11 protein-coding genes are annotated in these 16,224 nt (G+C 70.9%); 3 read left to right on the top strand and 8 right to left on the bottom strand.

Annotated elements, in window-relative coordinates; all coding sequences use genetic code 11:
- The 3 genes from ACWDX9_RS47510 to ACWDX9_RS47500 form a co-directional block, all read right to left on the bottom strand.
- On the bottom strand, positions 1 to 577 hold a 577-nt coding region (locus ACWDX9_RS47510), incomplete at its 3' end, for a hypothetical protein (protein ID WP_449967244.1).
- 122 nt (positions 578 to 699) lie between these two features.
- A complete protein-coding gene (locus tag ACWDX9_RS47505; RefSeq protein WP_449967241.1) occupies positions 700 to 1,293 on the bottom strand; it encodes a class I SAM-dependent methyltransferase in 594 nt (197 codons plus the stop codon).
- 4 nt (positions 1,294 to 1,297) lie between these two features.
- The gene (locus tag ACWDX9_RS47500; protein WP_449967238.1) at positions 1,298 to 1,528 is read right to left on the bottom strand and encodes a 2TM domain-containing protein; all 231 of its coding nucleotides are present in this window, start codon (positions 1,526 to 1,528) and stop codon (positions 1,298 to 1,300) included.
- A 235-nt stretch (positions 1,529 to 1,763) separates the two neighbouring features.
- Between ACWDX9_RS47500 and ACWDX9_RS47495 the strand changes: the two genes are divergently transcribed.
- Positions 1,764 to 3,386: an FAD-dependent oxidoreductase gene (locus tag ACWDX9_RS47495; RefSeq protein WP_449967236.1), complete on the top strand. Its 1,623-nt coding sequence runs from the start codon at positions 1,764 to 1,766 to the stop codon at positions 3,384 to 3,386.
- Between the two features lie 64 nt (positions 3,387 to 3,450).
- Entirely contained in the window at positions 3,451 to 4,458 is a 1,008-nt protein-coding gene (locus tag ACWDX9_RS47490; protein WP_449967234.1) for an NAD-dependent epimerase/dehydratase family protein, read from the top strand.
- Between the two features lie 6 nt (positions 4,459 to 4,464).
- On the opposite strand, the gene ACWDX9_RS47485 is transcribed toward ACWDX9_RS47490, so the two are convergent.
- Positions 4,465 to 5,652 (bottom strand): cytochrome P450, encoded by a 1,188-nt coding sequence (locus ACWDX9_RS47485; protein ID WP_449967231.1) that lies wholly within the window; start codon positions 5,650 to 5,652, stop codon positions 4,465 to 4,467.
- 271 nt (positions 5,653 to 5,923) lie between these two features.
- Positions 5,924 to 9,283 carry an AfsR/SARP family transcriptional regulator gene (locus tag ACWDX9_RS47480; RefSeq protein ID WP_449967228.1) on the bottom strand — a complete coding sequence of 1,120 codons (3,360 nt, stop codon included), beginning with the start codon at positions 9,281 to 9,283 and terminating at the stop codon, positions 5,924 to 5,926.
- A gap of 133 nt (positions 9,284 to 9,416) precedes the next feature.
- Between ACWDX9_RS47480 and ACWDX9_RS47475 the strand changes: the two genes are divergently transcribed.
- Entirely contained in the window at positions 9,417 to 10,613 is a 1,197-nt protein-coding gene (locus tag ACWDX9_RS47475; protein ID WP_449967226.1) for an SGNH/GDSL hydrolase family protein, read from the top strand.
- A 111-nt stretch (positions 10,614 to 10,724) separates the two neighbouring features.
- On the opposite strand, the gene ACWDX9_RS47470 is transcribed toward ACWDX9_RS47475, so the two are convergent.
- From ACWDX9_RS47470 to prfH, 3 genes are all read right to left on the bottom strand, one after another.
- Positions 10,725 to 11,561 (bottom strand): alpha/beta fold hydrolase, encoded by an 837-nt coding sequence (locus ACWDX9_RS47470; protein WP_449967223.1) that lies wholly within the window; start codon positions 11,559 to 11,561, stop codon positions 10,725 to 10,727.
- Positions 11,562 to 11,711: 150 nt separating this feature from the next.
- The gene (locus ACWDX9_RS47465) at positions 11,712 to 14,837 is read right to left on the bottom strand and encodes an amidohydrolase family protein (RefSeq protein WP_449967220.1); all 3,126 of its coding nucleotides are present in this window, start codon (positions 14,835 to 14,837) and stop codon (positions 11,712 to 11,714) included.
- 787 nt (positions 14,838 to 15,624) lie between these two features.
- Positions 15,625 to 16,224, bottom strand: a 600-nt coding sequence (prfH, locus tag ACWDX9_RS47460; RefSeq protein WP_449967218.1) for a peptide chain release factor H, incomplete at its 5' end; no start/stop codon positions are given.

Genomic DNA, 16,224 nt, shown 5'->3' with positions numbered 1-16,224 from the left:
GAGCCGGCTGCCTCGTCATCGCCGGGTCCGGCTCGGCCCACTCGGCCCGGCCGAGGTGGCGGAGCTGGTCCGCCAGGAGACCGGCCGGACGCCCGGGGCCGGCGTCGCTCGCGGTATCCACGCCCGTACCGCCGGTAATCCGTTCCTCGTACGGGAGCTGTCCCGGTTCCTTGCCGACAGCGGTGAGCTCACCGAGGATGCCGCGGCGCGGGCCGGAATGCCGTTCACCGTGCGGGATGTCGTGAAGGACCGGATGGCCGGCCTTGACGACGCCGCCCGGGAGGTGTTGCGGATCGCCGCTCTCATCGGCCGGGATGTCGACCTCGCTCTGCTCGCGCGCGCCGCCGGCTTTGACGTGCAGACCTGTCTCGACCGTCTCGAGCCGTTGGAGGCCCTCGGCCTGCTCGAGCCCTTTCCCGGCGACCCGTTCTCGTTCCGCTTCCCGCACGACCTGGTCCGCGAGTCGGTCGTCAGGACCATGCCACAGCGGCACGCGCCTCGGCTGCATCTGCGCGTCGCGGACGCACTGGAGCCCACCGCCCAGGACGACGTGCATGTCGCCGAGCGCCTCAGCCATCACCTGTGGGCTGCCGGCCCGCTGGTGGAGCCGGGCCGGACCGCGGGTGCGCGAGGAGGAAATGTGGCCGGCAGAAGGGACGCCCGTCCGCTGATCGGGCTCAGCGGCGGGGTGATGTCAGGTCAACCTCGGCCGCCGGCCTCGCGTAAAGGGCGACGGCAGTAGTAGACCAGAGCAGGCGGGAGATTGGCCCACACCGTCCGGCTGATGACCACCTCCTCGAACCGCGACTGCATGGAGCGCAGCAGGCGCCGGGCCGGTGGCGCCCATCGAGCATGCACGTACGCAAACGTGGTGAACGCGCCGTGCGGCGACAGGCTTTCCACCACCGCGGACAACACGTCGCCTTGATGGTCCTCGCTGAATGCCGCCCAAGGAAGGCCGCTGACCACGACATCGGCCTGGTGCAGCCCACGCTGCGCCAGCTCCGTGACGAGGTCGGTCGCGTCCGCACGCACGACGTCGACCGCCGGATAGAGGGCGGCCAGCTGCTGCGCGAATCGTGGATTCACCTCGACGGCTATGTGCCGGCCGCGTCCGCCGAGGCGCCGCTGGATGGCCTCGGTGAACGAGCCGGTACCCGGGCCGAGCTCCACGACGACCGGGGAGCCGGTTCCGGGCACGGCCGCGGTGGCCACCCTGGCCAGTGCCGGGCTGCTCGGCGCGACCGCGCCGACCGTCAGAGGATCGCGTACGAACTCAAGGAAGAACGACATCGCGTCAATCCCGCTGGGACGGGCTGTGCGGGATCCGGCGGGACGGCGAGCAGACCGCCCAGATGTGCCACGCCAGTCCGATGCCCCAGACACCCAGCGAGTACAGCGGCCAGAAGAAGTGTTTCGGGGTGAAGAGCCTCCACACCACGACCTGGGCCAGATTGACCACGACATAGGAAATGACGTGGGCCGCCAAACCCCGCTTCCTTTGCTGCGGACTTCTTCTCGTACTCATTCCGACCAGCCGCCCCGTTTCACATGCCCGACCTTACGACGGTGCCAGGCTAGATCGGCAAACTTGACAACTACGGAACTGTCCGTGGATCCGTCGTGCAGTACTCGTGAAGTGCCCGGCCCTACGCTGACCCGCGATCGAACCTGCCGAGAGAGGAGGCCGCCGGAATGAGATCCCTGTCCACAAGGGCCCATGCCGTCCCGGCGAGGGCAGCGCGACCACACGGAGGAACCACGTGAGCGACGGTGCGGCGCACCACGGCCCGGTCCTGGACGACGAGCAGTCCCGCCGGCTCGCCGAGTACGGCGAGGTGGAGCACGTCAAGGCCGGTCAGGTTCTGTACGCGTCCGGCGACGACTCCTACGACTTCTTCCTGCTCCTGACGGCGAGCGTGGACATCGTCCGGAACGCGACGGCGATCGAGCCGGAACGCCTGATCTACCACGGCGGCCCCGGCGACCACCTCGGCGAGCTCAACCTGCTGACCGGCCAGTACGTCTACCTGACCGCTCGAGTGGTGACCGCCGGGACACTCGTCCGGATCGGTGCGGCGATGTTGCGCCGGGTCCTCGCCGAGCAGGTCGACATCGCCGACCTGTTGCTCGAGGCGTTCCGGGAACGGCGCGAGTTCATCCGCTCGGTGGCCGGCAATGCCCTGGAGATCGTCGGCCGGCCGGACGCCGCCGAGACACTCGAGCTGCGCACCTATGTGACGCAGCTGCTCCTGCCGCATTCCTGGCTCGATGCGACCTCGGACTCCGGGCGCTCGCTGATGACCTCGGCCGAGCTCGCGGAGGACGAACTTCCTGCGGCGATCGCCGGCGGTTCGGTGCTGCGACGCGCGACACCGGGAACGCTCGCGGAGGTGCTCGGCCTCACCTACCGGGCCGACGGACGTCCCGTTGATCTCGTCGTGGTGGGCGCCGGCCCGGCGGGGCTGGCCGCCGCCGTGTACGGGGCGTCCGAGGGCCTTGTCACCGTACTGCTGGACCGCGATGGGCTCGGCGGTCAGGCCGCCAAGAGCGCCCGGATCGAGAACTACCTGGGCTTTCCGCACGGGGTCAGCGGCGCGGATCTCACCCGGCTGGCGATGGTCCAGGCGCTCAAGTTCGGCGTGCGGATCTACTCGCCCTGTGCGGTGGCGGGCCTCGATCTCTCCGACGATCGTCGGCCGGCCGTCCTGCTGGAGGACGGCTCGCGCATCGAGTGCCGTGCGGTGATCGCCGCCACCGGGGCGCGCTACCGGCGCCCCGACATCCCGCAATGGGCGACGTTCGAGAAGTCGGGCTGCATCCGGTACGCGGCGACCGAACTGGACGTCCGAGAGTACGAGGATCAGCCGGTGACGGTCGTCGGGGGCGCCAACTCGGCCGGACAGGCAGCCCTGTCCCTTGCCGCCCGCGGCGCGACGGTGGATCTGATCATCCGCGGCGCCGATCTCGGGGCCCGGATGTCGTCCTACCTGGCCGATCGAATCCGGGCGCATTCCCGGATCAAGGTCCGCGCCGGCAGCACGGTCCGCGAACTGGCGGGCGACGACGCTCTCGCGTCGATCGTCGTCGAGAGGTCCGGCGGACGCGGAGAGCGGCTGGCCTGCCGCGGGCTGTTCTGCTTCATCGGCGCTGACCCGGTGTCGGGCTGGCTGACCGGCGTGGCCAAGGACGACGACGGTTTCATCCTCACGGACAGCCGGCTGCCTGCCGGATCGTCCGGTACGCCCCTGCCGTTCCAGACGAGCGCGCCCCGGGTCTTCGCGGTCGGCGACCTCCGCTCAGGCTCGACGAAACGAGTGGCCACCGCCGTGGGCGACGGTGCGAGCGCGGTCTCATCCGTCCACGCGGCGCTCGCGAGCGACTGACGGTCCAGTTGCGGCGGTCAGCGCCGGCCGGGCGGTTTCCTTTGTGGCCGGTTAATATCGGCTGGTGACGGTTCAAGATCGAAGCGCCTTCATCATCGGAGGCACGGGGCAGATCGGCCGGGCCACGGCCGCCCGGCTCGCCGCAGCCGGGTATGCGGTGACCCTTGGGCACCGCCGACTCCGTCCGGACGACGCGGAGCTGGACGGGGTGGTGTCGGTCCAGGTCGACCGGGCCGACACCGAGGCGCTGCTCAAAGCCCTCGACGGCCACGATCTGGTCCTGGACACGGTCGCGTTCACTCCACACCACGGTGCGCAGCTCGCCCAGTTGGCCGGCCGCGTCGGCTCGCTGGTGGTCATCTCCTCGGGAGCGGTCTACGAGGCTCCCGGCCTGCCGGTGCCGATCCCGGAGACGTGGCCGACGGTCGAGCGCGACACCCACGACTATCCGGCGGGGAAGGCGGCGCTGGAGCGCTGCCTGCTGGCGACGCCCGGCCTGCCGGTCAGCATTCTGCGGACGGGCGTGCTGCACGGCCCGTACGGCAAATCGCTGGATCACTGGTCGTTCATCAAGCGGGCGCTGGACAAGCGGCCGCACGTCGTACTCGCCCAGGACGGGCGGAGCCGGTTCCCCACCACGGCGGTCGCGAACGTCGCCGAGCTGATCTGTCTGTGCGCGCGGCACCCGGCGGCCCGGGTCCTCAACATCGCCGATGACCCGCTGACCGTCGCCGAGATCGGCGCCAGGATCTTCGCTGTCATGGGCCACGAGGCGGAGATCGTCACCTTCGCGGGCCCGTCGCGTCCGGACGGCCTGGGTTTCCATCCGTGGAATGTGCCGGAGCCGATCGTGTTCAGTATGGACAGAGCCCGTGCCGAGCTCGGATACCGCCCTGCCATCTCCTACGACGACGCGCTGCGCCAGGACATCGAATGGGCCGCCCGCGCCGTGTCCGAGGCCGAGGCGGGCGGCGGAGGCTGGCAGGACGTCTTCCCCGATCTGATCGTTCGCCACGGCCCCGACGTCTGGTTCCCCTACGCGGCCGAGGACGCGTACGTCGCCGGCGCGTAGGCGGCACTACCAGGCGACAGGCATCGCGTGCAGCCCGAAGAACGGGGCATCGTCGGCGAAGGACAACTCCTCGAACCCGGTCGCCAGGTGCAGCGTCGGTATCCGGGTCAGCAGCGTGCCGAAGGCGATCTGCAGCTCGGCGCGGGCGAGGTTGCGGCCGACGCACTGGTGTACCCCGTAGCCGAAGGCAACGTGGTGGTGGGCGGACCGGCGGATGTCGAACGCGTCGGGGTCCTCGAACGCCCGCTCGTCACGATTGGCGGATGCGGCCAGCACCGTCAGGCGATCACCGGCGCGGATCCGCGCGGAGCCGATATCCATGTCGTCGGTCGCAATCCGGTCGAAGCTCACCCAGTCCTGGACCGAGTGGAAGCGCAGCAGCTCCTCGATCGCACCCGGCAGCAGGCTCGGGTCGTCGCGCAGCGCGGCAAGCTGCGCCGGGTGCCGCAGCAGCGTGAGCACGCCTAGCGAGATCGTGTTCGCAGGCGAGTCGTAACCCGCGAGCAGCAGGAGAAAACCGATGTTGATCAGCTCGTCCGTGGTCAGCTCACCGGTGGGCAGGTGTCTGGCGGCCAGCCGCCGGATCATTCCGTTGTGCGGTTCACGCTCTGCGCCGCGGATGAGTTCTCGCAAATAGCCGCGAACGTCCCTGGACGCCTGGGCCGCCACACTCGGATCCATACTCGTCACCGACAGCATCCGCAGCCGTGACTCGAAGAACTCGTGGTCGCCGGCCGGGACGCCGAACAACGCGCAGAGGACTCGGGACGGAACCCGGCGCGCGTACAAACCGACGAGGTCGGCGGGCGCCCCGGCCTCCAGTAACTCGTCGATCGCCGTATCGGCGATTCGCTGGAGGGCCGGACGCATGGCGTCCATCGGACGGGCACCCAGCTCCGAGATCAGCAACCGCCGGAACCGGCTGTGTTCCGGCGGATCCATGTCGACGAAGAAGCCGTCGTCGGGGCGATCGTCGTCGGGTCCGCGAGGCCGTTCAGGGCGTCCGGTGTTCGAGCTGATCCTCGGGTCACTGAGGATCTGCCGCGCCTCGGCGTGGCGGGTGACCGCCCAGACCGGTGCGCCGTTGGGCAGGGCGGCGCGGACGACCGGCGCGGTGGCACGCATCCGCTGATACTCGTCCGGCGGTGCGAACGGGCAGGTCCGCTCCATCGGGAAGGTCGGCGTCTCGGTCATTTCCTGCTCGGATGTACTCATTGCGCTTCCCCGTTCGAGCCGGACGCCACCCTGGCGATGTGATCGGAAACGACGAGCCGACACCTTGGCCCGGCTCCGCGTACCCGCGCCGTGCCGCGACCTGTGCCATACCTACCTTTGCTGGGAGAATCATCGGATTGCCGACCACAGTGGCCGGAGCGCGGTCCTGCTTCTCGTGTGTTGGCAGATGCGTCTGTTCAGGTAGTGCCGATGCTAAATCGGGCGGTTCAAAATTGCTAGACATGGACGCTCATACTGGAAGGTCCCGAAGATTCCCCTGCGCCGCCTCGCCGTCAGGGTCGGCCGCGGTCACGGCCGTCTTCGCGTCCAGCTCCCAGCCTTTCGCGTACGCCGCGGCGAACTCTTCCCCGCCCAGCGCGGCCTGACCTCTGCGGGTGAGCTCGCGGACCTGCGGATCGGTGTGGTCGTGCGCGCCCCGCAGCCGGGCGGCGACCCCGAGCAGCACGGCCGACTCGTGCTGCCGCCCGCGCGTCCCGGCGAGCGCGGCCGTGTTCACCGTCAGCTGCGACAGGATCGGCAGTTCCCGGGTTGTCAGCGCGGCCGCGTACGCCTCCCGCAGCGCCTTTTCCGCGCCGGGCAGATCGCCCCGTGCCAGGCAGAGCGCGGCCCGTGCGCATCCGACCAGCGTGCGGGCGTGGTGCGCGGGGAACGCGGTGCCGCCGAGCAGACCCCGTTCGGCGTCGTCGAGCAGGTCGCCCGCCCTGTCCAGGTCGCCGAGCCGCACCCGCAAGCCGGCCTCCCGCGCGTCGACCAGGACCAGCATCTCCGCCGAGGACGCGTGCAGCGCACGCTCCCGGGCGGAGTCGATCATCGCCATCGCCCGGTCGGTGTCGCCGCGCCGTAGGTGCACGTCGATCCAGCGCAGGTCGCTGTAGAGCTGGTCGCCGAGGCTGAGCGAGCCGAACTCGCCCGCCAGCGTCCGGGCCTCGCGCAGGTCGGCCAGCGCGCCGTCGAGGTCGTCGTACCGTCGCAGCTGGGCGCGCATCGGCAGCGTGGCGGCCTGGCCCCAGCGGTCGCCGGCCTGCCGGAAGCAGGCCAGGGCCGCGTTCACGTGGACACGCTTCCGGTCGAGCGCGCCCGCGTTCTCGGCGATCTCCGCCTGGAACATGTGGGCCAGCCCGGACAGCCACACGTCGTCGCCGTCGGCCAGGCGCTGGAAGATCGCGAGCGCGGCCTGCTCGTCCTGCAGGAAGAGCAGGATCGGGCCGAACACCCGGTAGTGGCTCGGCAGCTCCGGATGCGCGAGCAGCCGGTCGGCCAGCTCGCGCATCTCCGCCCGGTCGTCCGCGGCTTCCGCGGCGGTGATCCCCGACAGGATGTCCGCCCGGTTGAGCAGGTAGACGGCTCGGGCGCAGTCACGCTCCGGCGTCGGCCCGCCGCCGGGCACCGCCAGGGCCTCACCCAGCCAGTAGGCGGCGTCGAGGTGGCGGCCGAACATCTGCCAGTACCAGGTCAGGGTCAGGGCGAGGGCGGTCGCGCCGGGGGAGTCGCGGGTGGCGCACAGGTGACGCAGGGCGGCGAGCGTGTTGTCGTACTCGGTGCCGATGACCTTCATGGCTGTCAGCTGGCCGGGCCCGCGCAGCTGAGGGTCGTGGCGGGCCATCAGCTCGGTGAAGTGGGCGGCGGCCAGGTCACGGGCCGTCCCGAGGTCGCCGGTGCCGGTCAGGCGGTCGGCGCCGTACTCGCGAATGGTTTCGAGCATGCGGTAGCGGCCGGTGCCGGGCGCGAGCTGCAGCAGTGACCGGTCGACGAGGGCGGCGAGCAGTTCGGGGATTTCGGCGGTGGGTACGGCGGTGCCGGCGCAGACGGCGGTGGCCGAGGCGGGTGTGACGCCGCCGGCCAGGATGGAGATCCGGTCCGCGACGGTGCGTTCGTGCTCGTTGAGCAGCTCCCAGCTCCAGGCGATGACCGCGCGCAGGGTGCGGTGCCGGGGTGGTGCGGTGCGGCTGCCGGTGGTGAGCAGCCGGAACCGGTCGGCGAGCCCGTCGGCCAGGTCGGGCAGGGACAGCGTCCGCAACCGGGCGGCGGCCAGTTCGAGGGCCAGCGGCATGCCGTCCAGGCTGTGCACCACGCGCATGATGTCGGGCAGCGTGGTCTCGTCGACGGCGAAACCGGGTCGCACGGCGGCGGCCCGCTCGGTGAACAGGCGTACCGAGGCCGCCTCTCGGGCCTGTTCGACGCTGTCGTCCGGGGCGGGGAGCGCGAGCGGGGCCAGCGGCACGAGCGCCTCGCCGTCGATCGCGAGGGGTTCGCGGCTGGTGGCGAGCACGCGCAGCCCGGGGCAGCGGGGGAGTAGCGCCGCGACCAGGTGGGCCACGGCGTCGATCAGGTGCTCGCAGTTGTCGACCAGCAGCAGGCTCTCCCGGCCGCCGAGCTCGCCGACGAGGACGTCCAGCTCGTTGCCCTCGACTCGCTTGCGGGCGTCGAGCATCGCGCCGCCGCGCAGCCCGGTCCCGGCGAGCACGGCCGTGGCGATCTTCGCTGGTTCGGTGACGGGCGCGAGGTCGATGAGCCAGGCGCCGTCGCGGTATTCGTGGCGGTGGCGGCGGGCGGCCTCCAGCGCGAGCCGGGTCTTCCCGGCGCCGCCGGGGCCGAGGACGGTGACCAGGCGTCCGGTGGTGAGCAGGGTGCCGATGCGGGTGAGGTCGTCGTCACGGCCGATGAAGCTGGTCAGCGGCGCGGGCAGGTTGGTCGGCCGGATCGGGTCGGGTTCGACGGCCGCCTGCGGCCCGGTTACAACTGCGGGGCTCCCGCCTTCGGCGTTCGCTACCGAAGGGCTCCTGGCCGGAGTGCCTCCAGCCGAGGCGTCTGGCGCCAGGATGGGCCGGTCGGGGCGCAGCAGGCGTAGATGGCGTTCCCGCAGAGCGGTGCCCGGGTCGGCGCCGAGGACGTCGGCCAGGGTCTGGCGGACCCGCTCGTAGAGGGCCAGCGCCTCGGCCTGACGCCCCTGGGCGGCGAGCGCGTCCATCAGCAGCGCGGCCGCCCGCTCGTGGACCGTGTGCTCGGCCAGCAACCCGGTCAGCCGGGCAGCGGCCACCTCGGCCCGCCCCAGCGACAACTCGGCGTCGGCGAGGTCGGCGACCGCCTCGATCGACACATGTGCCAGCCGTGTCGCGACCGTGGGCGCGACCGCGGCGACGACCGCGGGTTCGGCGCCAGGATGGTCGCCCCACAACGCCACGGCCTCGGCGAGCGCGGCGCCCGCGGCCTCCGGGTCACCTGCCCGCAGCCTCTCCCGGCCGGCAGCGGTGAGCTGTTCGAAGCGCAGCGCGTCCACGTCGGCCGCGTCCACCGCCAGCCGGTAGCCGCCCGCGACCTGCACGACCACGTCACGGGCCGCGTCGGCCGGGGTGAGGGCGCGGCGCAGCCGGGAGACGAGGGTCTGCAGGGCGGGGGAGGGGCCGGACGGCGGCTCCTCGGCCCAGATCGCGTCGACCAGCACGCCCGGCTCGACCCTCCGGCCGCCGGCGAGCGCCAGCCGTACGAGCAGGCCCTGCAACCGCGCGCCCGGAACGGGCAGGACGGTGTCACCGCGAGACACCTGAAACGCGCCGAGCAGCGTGACGCGAAGCCGTGCAACCCCGTCCATTCCCCAATCTTCGCGCGCTCCCCCGCAGGACCCCAAAGCAGGGCGGCCGTGTGAGCGCCGTGTTTGTCCCGTGTCAGAGACCCGCCTCAGTCTTCGCATGCCGTACCAGCATCACGAACAACGGAGGCAACAGATGACCATGACGCACGACGCCGGCAGCTGGGTCCGGAGCTGGGGCGCCTCGCCCCAGGCGGCCCACGACGGGCTCGGCTCGCTCGACGACCACCCGCCCCTCGCCGACGTGACCCTGCGCCAGGTGGTGCGCATCAGCGGCGGCGGGCGCCGGGTGCGCATCCGCTTCACCAACGAGTTCGGGACCGCGCCCTTCACCATAGGCGCGGCGCAGGTGGGCCTCGCGGCGCCCGGCGGCGGGGTACGGCCGGGCAGCGAGCGCGTGCTGACCTTCTCCGGCGCGTCGGCCGTCACCGTCCCGGCGGGGGCGCCGATCCTCAGCGATCCGGTCGACCTGCCCCTGCCCGCCCTCGCCAAGCTGTCCATCAGCCTCTACCTGCCGGGGCGCGTGGAGACCTGCACCTGCCACGACCCCGCTCTGGAGACCGGCTGGACGATCCCGGGCGACGCCGTCGCCGCCCCCACCCTTCCGGAGAACGCCGAGGTTCTGCCGGTGCGGGCCCTGATCTCCGCCGTCGAGCTGCTCCCCGACGCCCCGGCCAAGGCCGTCGTCGTGGTGGGCGACTCCCGCGCCGACGGAGCCGGCTCGACCCCGGACACCAATCACAGCTGGCCGGAGCTGCTGGCCGAGCGTCTCGCCGAGCGGGGTATGGCCGCCGGCTACGTCTCCAACCAGGGCATCAGCGGCAACCGGCTGCTCAACGACGGCATCGGTGTCGCCGCCCTGGCCCGCTTCGACCGTGACGTGCTGGCGACACCCGGCCTCGGCTACGTGGTGCTCTCCGTGGGCGGCAACGACCTCGGCATCTCCTTCGCCTCACAGGACGGTCCGCTGGCGGATTTCCTGAAGATGTTCCCTGGCGCGCCGGTGACGGCGGACGACGTCATCGCGGGCTACCACCAGCTGATCGTCCGGGCGCACGAACGCGGCGTGAAGGTCTACGCCACCACCATCCCGCCCTACGAGGGTGCGGAGATCTACACACCGGAGGGGGAGAGCGCACGCCAGACGGTCAACGCATGGATCCGCACCGGCGGCGCCTTCGACGCAGTGCTGGACTTCGACGCCGTCTGGCACGACCCGGACCGCCCCAGCCGGATCAGGGCGGACTTCCACGCCGGCGACCATCTGCACGGCAACGATGCGGGCTACCGGGCCCTGGCCGACTCCATAGACCTGTCGCTGTTCAGCCGCTGACGACGATCCGGTTCCGCGCGGTCGAGGCCGGCACACCGGTGCCGGTCCTCGACGGTGGACGCGACAATCGTGCTTCGGCCCTCGCCCGGGGAGCTGTTCGTGTCCGAGATGTCAGATGTGCCGGCGAAGCCACTCCAGGCCCTCTTCGGCGTGGTTGACAATGGTGAAGTGGCTGTCGCCCGCGCAGAGCCGCAGCTCGGCGGTCGGGCAATGGGCCGCCAGCCATGATCCGTGAGCGGCGGGGATGATCCGGTCCGCGGTGCCGTGCAGGAGCAGGACCGGGGCGCTGACGGTGCCGGGATCGCAGCCCCAGGCAAGGGTGTAGGAGACGTCGTCGTCGATCTGGCCGTACGGGCCGGCGGCGAGAGCCGGTTCGCCGACCTTACCCAGCCACCCCCACGGCCCCTCGAACAAGGCCAGATCGGCCGCGGTGAACTCGCAATCGTAGGCGAAGCCCGACGCCTGCAGCGCCGCCCTCGCCTCGCGGCCCGCCGCCGCCGTCCCCAGCGCGGCCACGCCGGACGGGACCATCCCGGCGAACCAGTCCAGCCCATCCGCGCCGTACGGGGCGATGCCGGCCAGACTCAGCACCCCCTGGACACGATCACCCAGAGCCGCCGCGCATCCCAGAGCATGAGAACCGCCGCCGGAGTACCCCGCGACGGCGAACCGATCGATGCCGAGCGCGTCCGCGACGGTTGCCGCGTCGGCGGCGACCGACGCGATGGTGCGCCCCGGTGCGACGCCGGAGCCCCCGTAGCCCGGCCGGTCGAACGACACCCAGCGCAACCCCAGCCTGTCGGCCGCGGCGAAGAGCGGCTCCGGAGGCGCCCCTACGTTGGGCGTACCGTGATGCCACAGAACAGGCAGCCGCCCGCTCCCCTTCGGAGCGGTGTCGTAGACGTGCAGCGTGCGGCCCGCACCCACCTGGACATCCAGCTCGATCATCTCATCCTCCTGTCCGCGGCCAACGCTCGCCGCCCTCCCTCAGCCCTGCGGGCGGTAGTACAGCAGGACACCCAGGATGCGTAACAAGGTACCGGTGGTGCGAAGCACGAGCGTGTCGACCTCGTCGAGCTGTCACACGAGAACTCGCGCTCAGTGGTCGTGGCAGCAGGCGGTTCGGGCTCCCTCGAGCTGGGCGGGGTCGTTCCACCAGTGGTTCGCCGTGCTCTGGTGGACGGGGACGCGCTCCTTGACCTTGCCGGCAGGCGCGGAGGCCGCGGGTGCCGCCTGGCCGGTGGTGGTGGAGGACGGGTAAGGCGCGAGGAGCTGCTCGACGGTGTGGTGTCTCCCGCCGACGACGACGGCGGTGACGTTGGCGGCGTCCTCGATGCGGGACAGCGGGTCGCCGTCGATGATGGCCAGGTCGGCGTACATGCCCTTGGCGATCCTGCCCAGCGGGAGGCCGAGATAGGTCCCGGACGTGCTGGTCGCGGCGGTGAGCGTCTCGCGCGGGGTCAGGCCGTACTTGACCATGGCGCGCAGGTTCATGTGCAGGCTGATCCCGAGGTGATCGATCGGCGCGTCGGTGCCGGCGGTGACCACGCCGCCGCCGCGGATCATCGCCGTGAGCTGCGCGACCTGGTTGGCGAGGTTCGTCCGGACCACCTGGACCGCCGCCGGGTCGGCGGTCTGCGCCGTGGTGACCGTCGTCCGGAGCTGCGCCATCCGCCAGTTCGGGTAGAGCCGGCGGACTCGTTCGTCGGTGACCAGCGAGGTGTCCTCCCTGTAGAGGGTCGAGGAGTTGAACAGGGTGGGGGTTCTGGCCATCTTCGAGGTGTTGAACATGGAGATGACGTCCGAGTAGGCGGAACCGACGTTCGTGACGGTGCGTGAGTAGCCGAACCGGTTGGTGGCGCCGACGTGCTCGGTCTGGTCGCCGCCCATGGCGATCGCCGGATAGTGGTAATGCGAGCTGACCGGCTTGCCCTGGCGGTGGGCCCAGTCGATGACCTCCCTGTGCCAGGCGACCGGCAGCCGCACGTAGCACTTCATCATGTCGTAGTCGAGGGCGGCGGCCCGCTGCAGTTCGAGCCGCAGCTGGTCGTGGGAGTACGTCGGGCGCATGAAGTTGTAGTAGATGCGCGCCCCGTCGATGGCCTCGCCGGTGCCCAGGTAGCGCGGCGCGAGCCGGGCGCCGGACTGCACCGATTCGCGCTCCTCGACCATGTGGTACGCAGGTGAGCCAGGCGAGCGCGTCGTGGTGACGCCCAGGGCGAGCCACAGCGGACCCTGCCGCGATCCGTACGCGTAACCCTGCATTTCACGGTGGTGGTGGATGTCGATCAGGCCGGGCATGACGAACCTGTCGCGGGCGTCGATCCGGGTGCCGGGCCTTCCGTCCCGGTGCGGCTCGATCGCGGTGATGCGCTGGCCCCGTACGATGATGTCGACGTCGCGGACGACGCTGTCGGAGACGCCGTCCCACATGCGGCCGGCGTGAATGACGACCTGATCGGGGCCGGTGTCGTTGCGCCAGGTCAGCCGCATCGGAATCGACCGGGCGGGCTTGCCGTCGAGGCGCACGCTCTTGAGACGTCCCTCGTTCAGGTAGAGGAGGGTGGCCGAGTCGCCTGCCCAGACAGGGGCGTCGGTGACCTCCCGGGTGACCTGACGGGCGCTGCCGGTGGGCCGTCCGGTCTTGTCGACGGGCAGGACCCACAGGAGCGATTCCATGGCGAAGGCGAGCATGGTGCCGTCAGGGGACCAGACGGGGCCGTCGTCACCACGCGTCTGCAGGGATCGGTGCGGCGCGGGGTCGATGTACGTGCCGGCACCCGTGGCCCGGTCGACGAGCAGGATTTTGGACAGTCCCTCACGGTAGCGTCGTGAGTACGGCACCACCGCGGCCAGCGCAAGGGTTCTGCCGTCGGGTGACCAGGTCGGGCGGCCGGGTTCGAAGGTGGCGTCGAAGACCTTCTGGATGTCGCCGGTGGCGACTTCCACGACCCACAGGGCGCCGTCCTGGTCCAGGTAGGCGATCTCCCTCCCGTCGGGTGACCACCGGACCGACAGGGCGGCGGAGTCGGTCAGATGGGTCACCTGCCGGTCGGCGCCGGTGCTCAGGTCGCGGACCCAGACATTGAGGGTGCCGGTACGGTCGGTGACGAACGCCAGTTGCCGCCCGTCCGGGGAGAAATCCGGGTCGGCTTTCCACCAGCGGTCACGGAAAAGCGGTTCCGGCTTGCCGCCGTTGCGCATCAGATAGATGTCGTTGAGCGCGCGGAAGGCGACGGCGGACCCGTCCGGGGACACGGCCGGGCTGCCGATTCCGACGACGGGGAACGACCCGGGCTCGTCGAATACGCGGACCTTCTTCTTGTACTTCGGAGTCGTCGTCGTCAGCGCGGCGGTGAAGCCGATGGTGCCGACGGACGCGGAGTTGAGACGGCGGACCTTGATGGTGCCCGCGGAGGTGTAGTAATAGCGTCCGTCCGTGGCGAACCGGGCACGGAACGGGAACACCTCCTCACCGGTGACGAGGGCGCCCGCGGTGCCGGCCAGATCATTGGCGCCCGAGTGGAAGAGGTGGTAGGCGAGGTCGGTGCCGTTCGGCAGCCAGGACGGCTGGTGAATGACCTGGCCTGTGGGCGCCGTGACCGCGGTGCTGCGCGTGCCGGTGGCGACATCGATGACGTCGATCCTGGTGTCGGCGACGACGAACGCGACCTTGCTCCCGTCGGGTGACCAGGCCGGCTCGTACTCCTCGGCGGAGCCGTCGGTCAGGACGCGGCTCGCTCCGGTGGCGACGTTGAGCAGGTGGATCCCGTAGCTGCCCCCCGCATCGGAGGAGTAGGCGATGGTGCGCCCGTCCGGGCTGTAGCGGGGCTCTCGATGATCGAACGGGCCGGTGGTCAACTGCGTGATCGCGGAACCGTCGGGCCGGATCGTCCACAGGTTGAAGACACCGTCGCGGTACGACTGGAACACGATGGTGGATCCGTCCGGGGACCAGTCGGGCTGGGCGATGTCGTACAGATCGCTGGTGAGCCTGCGGGCGGTGCCTCCGGAGGCCGAGCACACCCACAGCACACCGAGCAGGTCGAGGGCGAGCAGGCGGCCGTCGGGCGAGGGCGCGACGCCGAAGTCGGTGCCGGAGGCGACGGATGTCTTACCGGCGTCCCCCGCTACGCCGGCCCTCGCCGGTGAGGCCGGGGCGAGCACGGCGGCGAGCACGGCACCGCCACCCGCCAGGACGGCCCGGCGGGACGGGCGTGACATCGATCCGGAGGCGGAGGTGCTGGGGGGAACCGGTGAGTGAGACATCGGGGCTTTTCACTCCACTATTTACGCACTGGTCAGATAGTCATCGAGCTGACGCCTTCTTCGGAGAAGGCGTCAGTGGACAGCTGAACGTGATGACGCGCTATTCATGGTCCGAGGCGAAATGCGTTATCTGTTATCCCGCGTCCGGCTCATCGAGCAGAGGCGGGCTGACGTGCTCATTGAGGGCGGTGGGGCCTGCTTGACCAAAGTATGTGCATAGGAATGTACATACGTCGGTCAACAGAATTGGTCAAGAGGGGCCGGTGGGACGGGGATCGCGTCGTGGGTCCGCGTCGGACCGGATAGCCGGGCGAGAACTCGATCGGGGGCTGCGCATCTTGGATCGACGACCGCCACTGCAGCGACTCGGGCGGCTCCGCGAGCACGACGTCCGGCGACCGGTCGAGCGGCGTCTCCATCGCGATGCGCGCGATGATCTCCGCGAGCCACGGGGCCGGCCGGATGAGGGCGGCCGTACCCGAACGTCATGTGCGCGTGGTTGCCCACGGAACCGCTGCGGAAGTCAGTCGCGAGCAGGCGTTCGGTCCAGACGACCACCGCCAGGGCCTACACCCGCACCTACGCCTCCGAAGCCGAACACCGCGCCGCGCTTGCGCCATGGCTGCACCTGTACAACCATCACGGCGGACACACCGCGCTGAAAGGTCAACCACCCGGCGGCAGGCGAAGGGAGGTGGACTGCCGTCGTGTGCGCCTGTGGGGCCAGGTCCTGCTCCGATGTTCACGGGCGTTCGATGCGGGTGGGGTTGCCGCGTACGAGCTCATCATGGATGCGCCGGCGGGCGGTGGTGACGGCGCGCCCCGCCACCTCGTCCCCGTGCTCGATGCGCTGTCGCAGCAGCCGCATGGCGATGCGGCGGTTGAGGCTGAACTGCCGCTCGGTGTCGATCACGACGATGATCCCCGTGGGCCGGTGGGTCGCCCGTACGGCCGTGCTGGCCTTGTTCCGATGCTGACCGCCGGGGCCGCCGGTGCGGCAGGCGACGATGTCGACGTCCGCTTCCGCGAACGTCGTATGCGGGGCGTCGACCTGGCACGGCTCAGCGATGACGTACCAGTTCTTTCTGCCGGTGCTGGCCCGATACGGGCTGGGAGCCTGCCAGCACAGAGTTCCGGTCCACGACGCGGCGAACGCCTCGGCGCCGTCACCTGCGATCCGGACGAGGACCGATCGATAAGTGCCGCGCCGATCACCGGGAACAGTCTGGGCCCGATGGATCTCCAGCCCCTGCCGGATGGCGTCAGCTTCCATACGGTGCAGCAGTTGCGCCAACGCCCAGGCACACTCCTGCGGGCCGCGCCCGGCCGACAGCAGCAGGTG

This window comes from Nonomuraea sp. NPDC003201 (assembly GCF_053590415.1).
The sequence above is the reverse complement of the archived record's forward strand: the minus strand, read 5'-3'. Positions and strand labels throughout refer to the sequence as shown.

What these genes read in the sequence shown, in the direction of transcription:
- ACWDX9_RS47485 (WP_449967231.1), bottom strand. Translation starts at nt 5,652, where the DNA reads ATGACCGAGACGCCGACCTTCCCGATGGAGCGGACCTGCCCGTTCGCA.
- ACWDX9_RS47465 (WP_449967220.1), bottom strand. Translation starts at nt 14,837, where the DNA reads ATGTCACGCCCGTCCCGCCGGGCCGTCCTGGCGGGTGGCGGTGCCGTG.
- ACWDX9_RS47470 (WP_449967223.1), bottom strand. Translation starts at nt 11,561, where the DNA reads ATGATCGAGCTGGATGTCCAGGTGGGTGCGGGCCGCACGCTGCACGTC.
- ACWDX9_RS47480 (WP_449967228.1), bottom strand. Translation starts at nt 9,283, where the DNA reads ATGGACGGGGTTGCACGGCTTCGCGTCACGCTGCTCGGCGCGTTTCAG.
- ACWDX9_RS47505 (WP_449967241.1), bottom strand. Translation starts at nt 1,293, where the DNA reads ATGTCGTTCTTCCTTGAGTTCGTACGCGATCCTCTGACGGTCGGCGCG.
- ACWDX9_RS47500 (WP_449967238.1), bottom strand. Translation starts at nt 1,528, where the DNA reads ATGAGTACGAGAAGAAGTCCGCAGCAAAGGAAGCGGGGTTTGGCGGCC.
- ACWDX9_RS47475 (WP_449967226.1), top strand. Translation starts at nt 9,417, where the DNA reads ATGACCATGACGCACGACGCCGGCAGCTGGGTCCGGAGCTGGGGCGCC.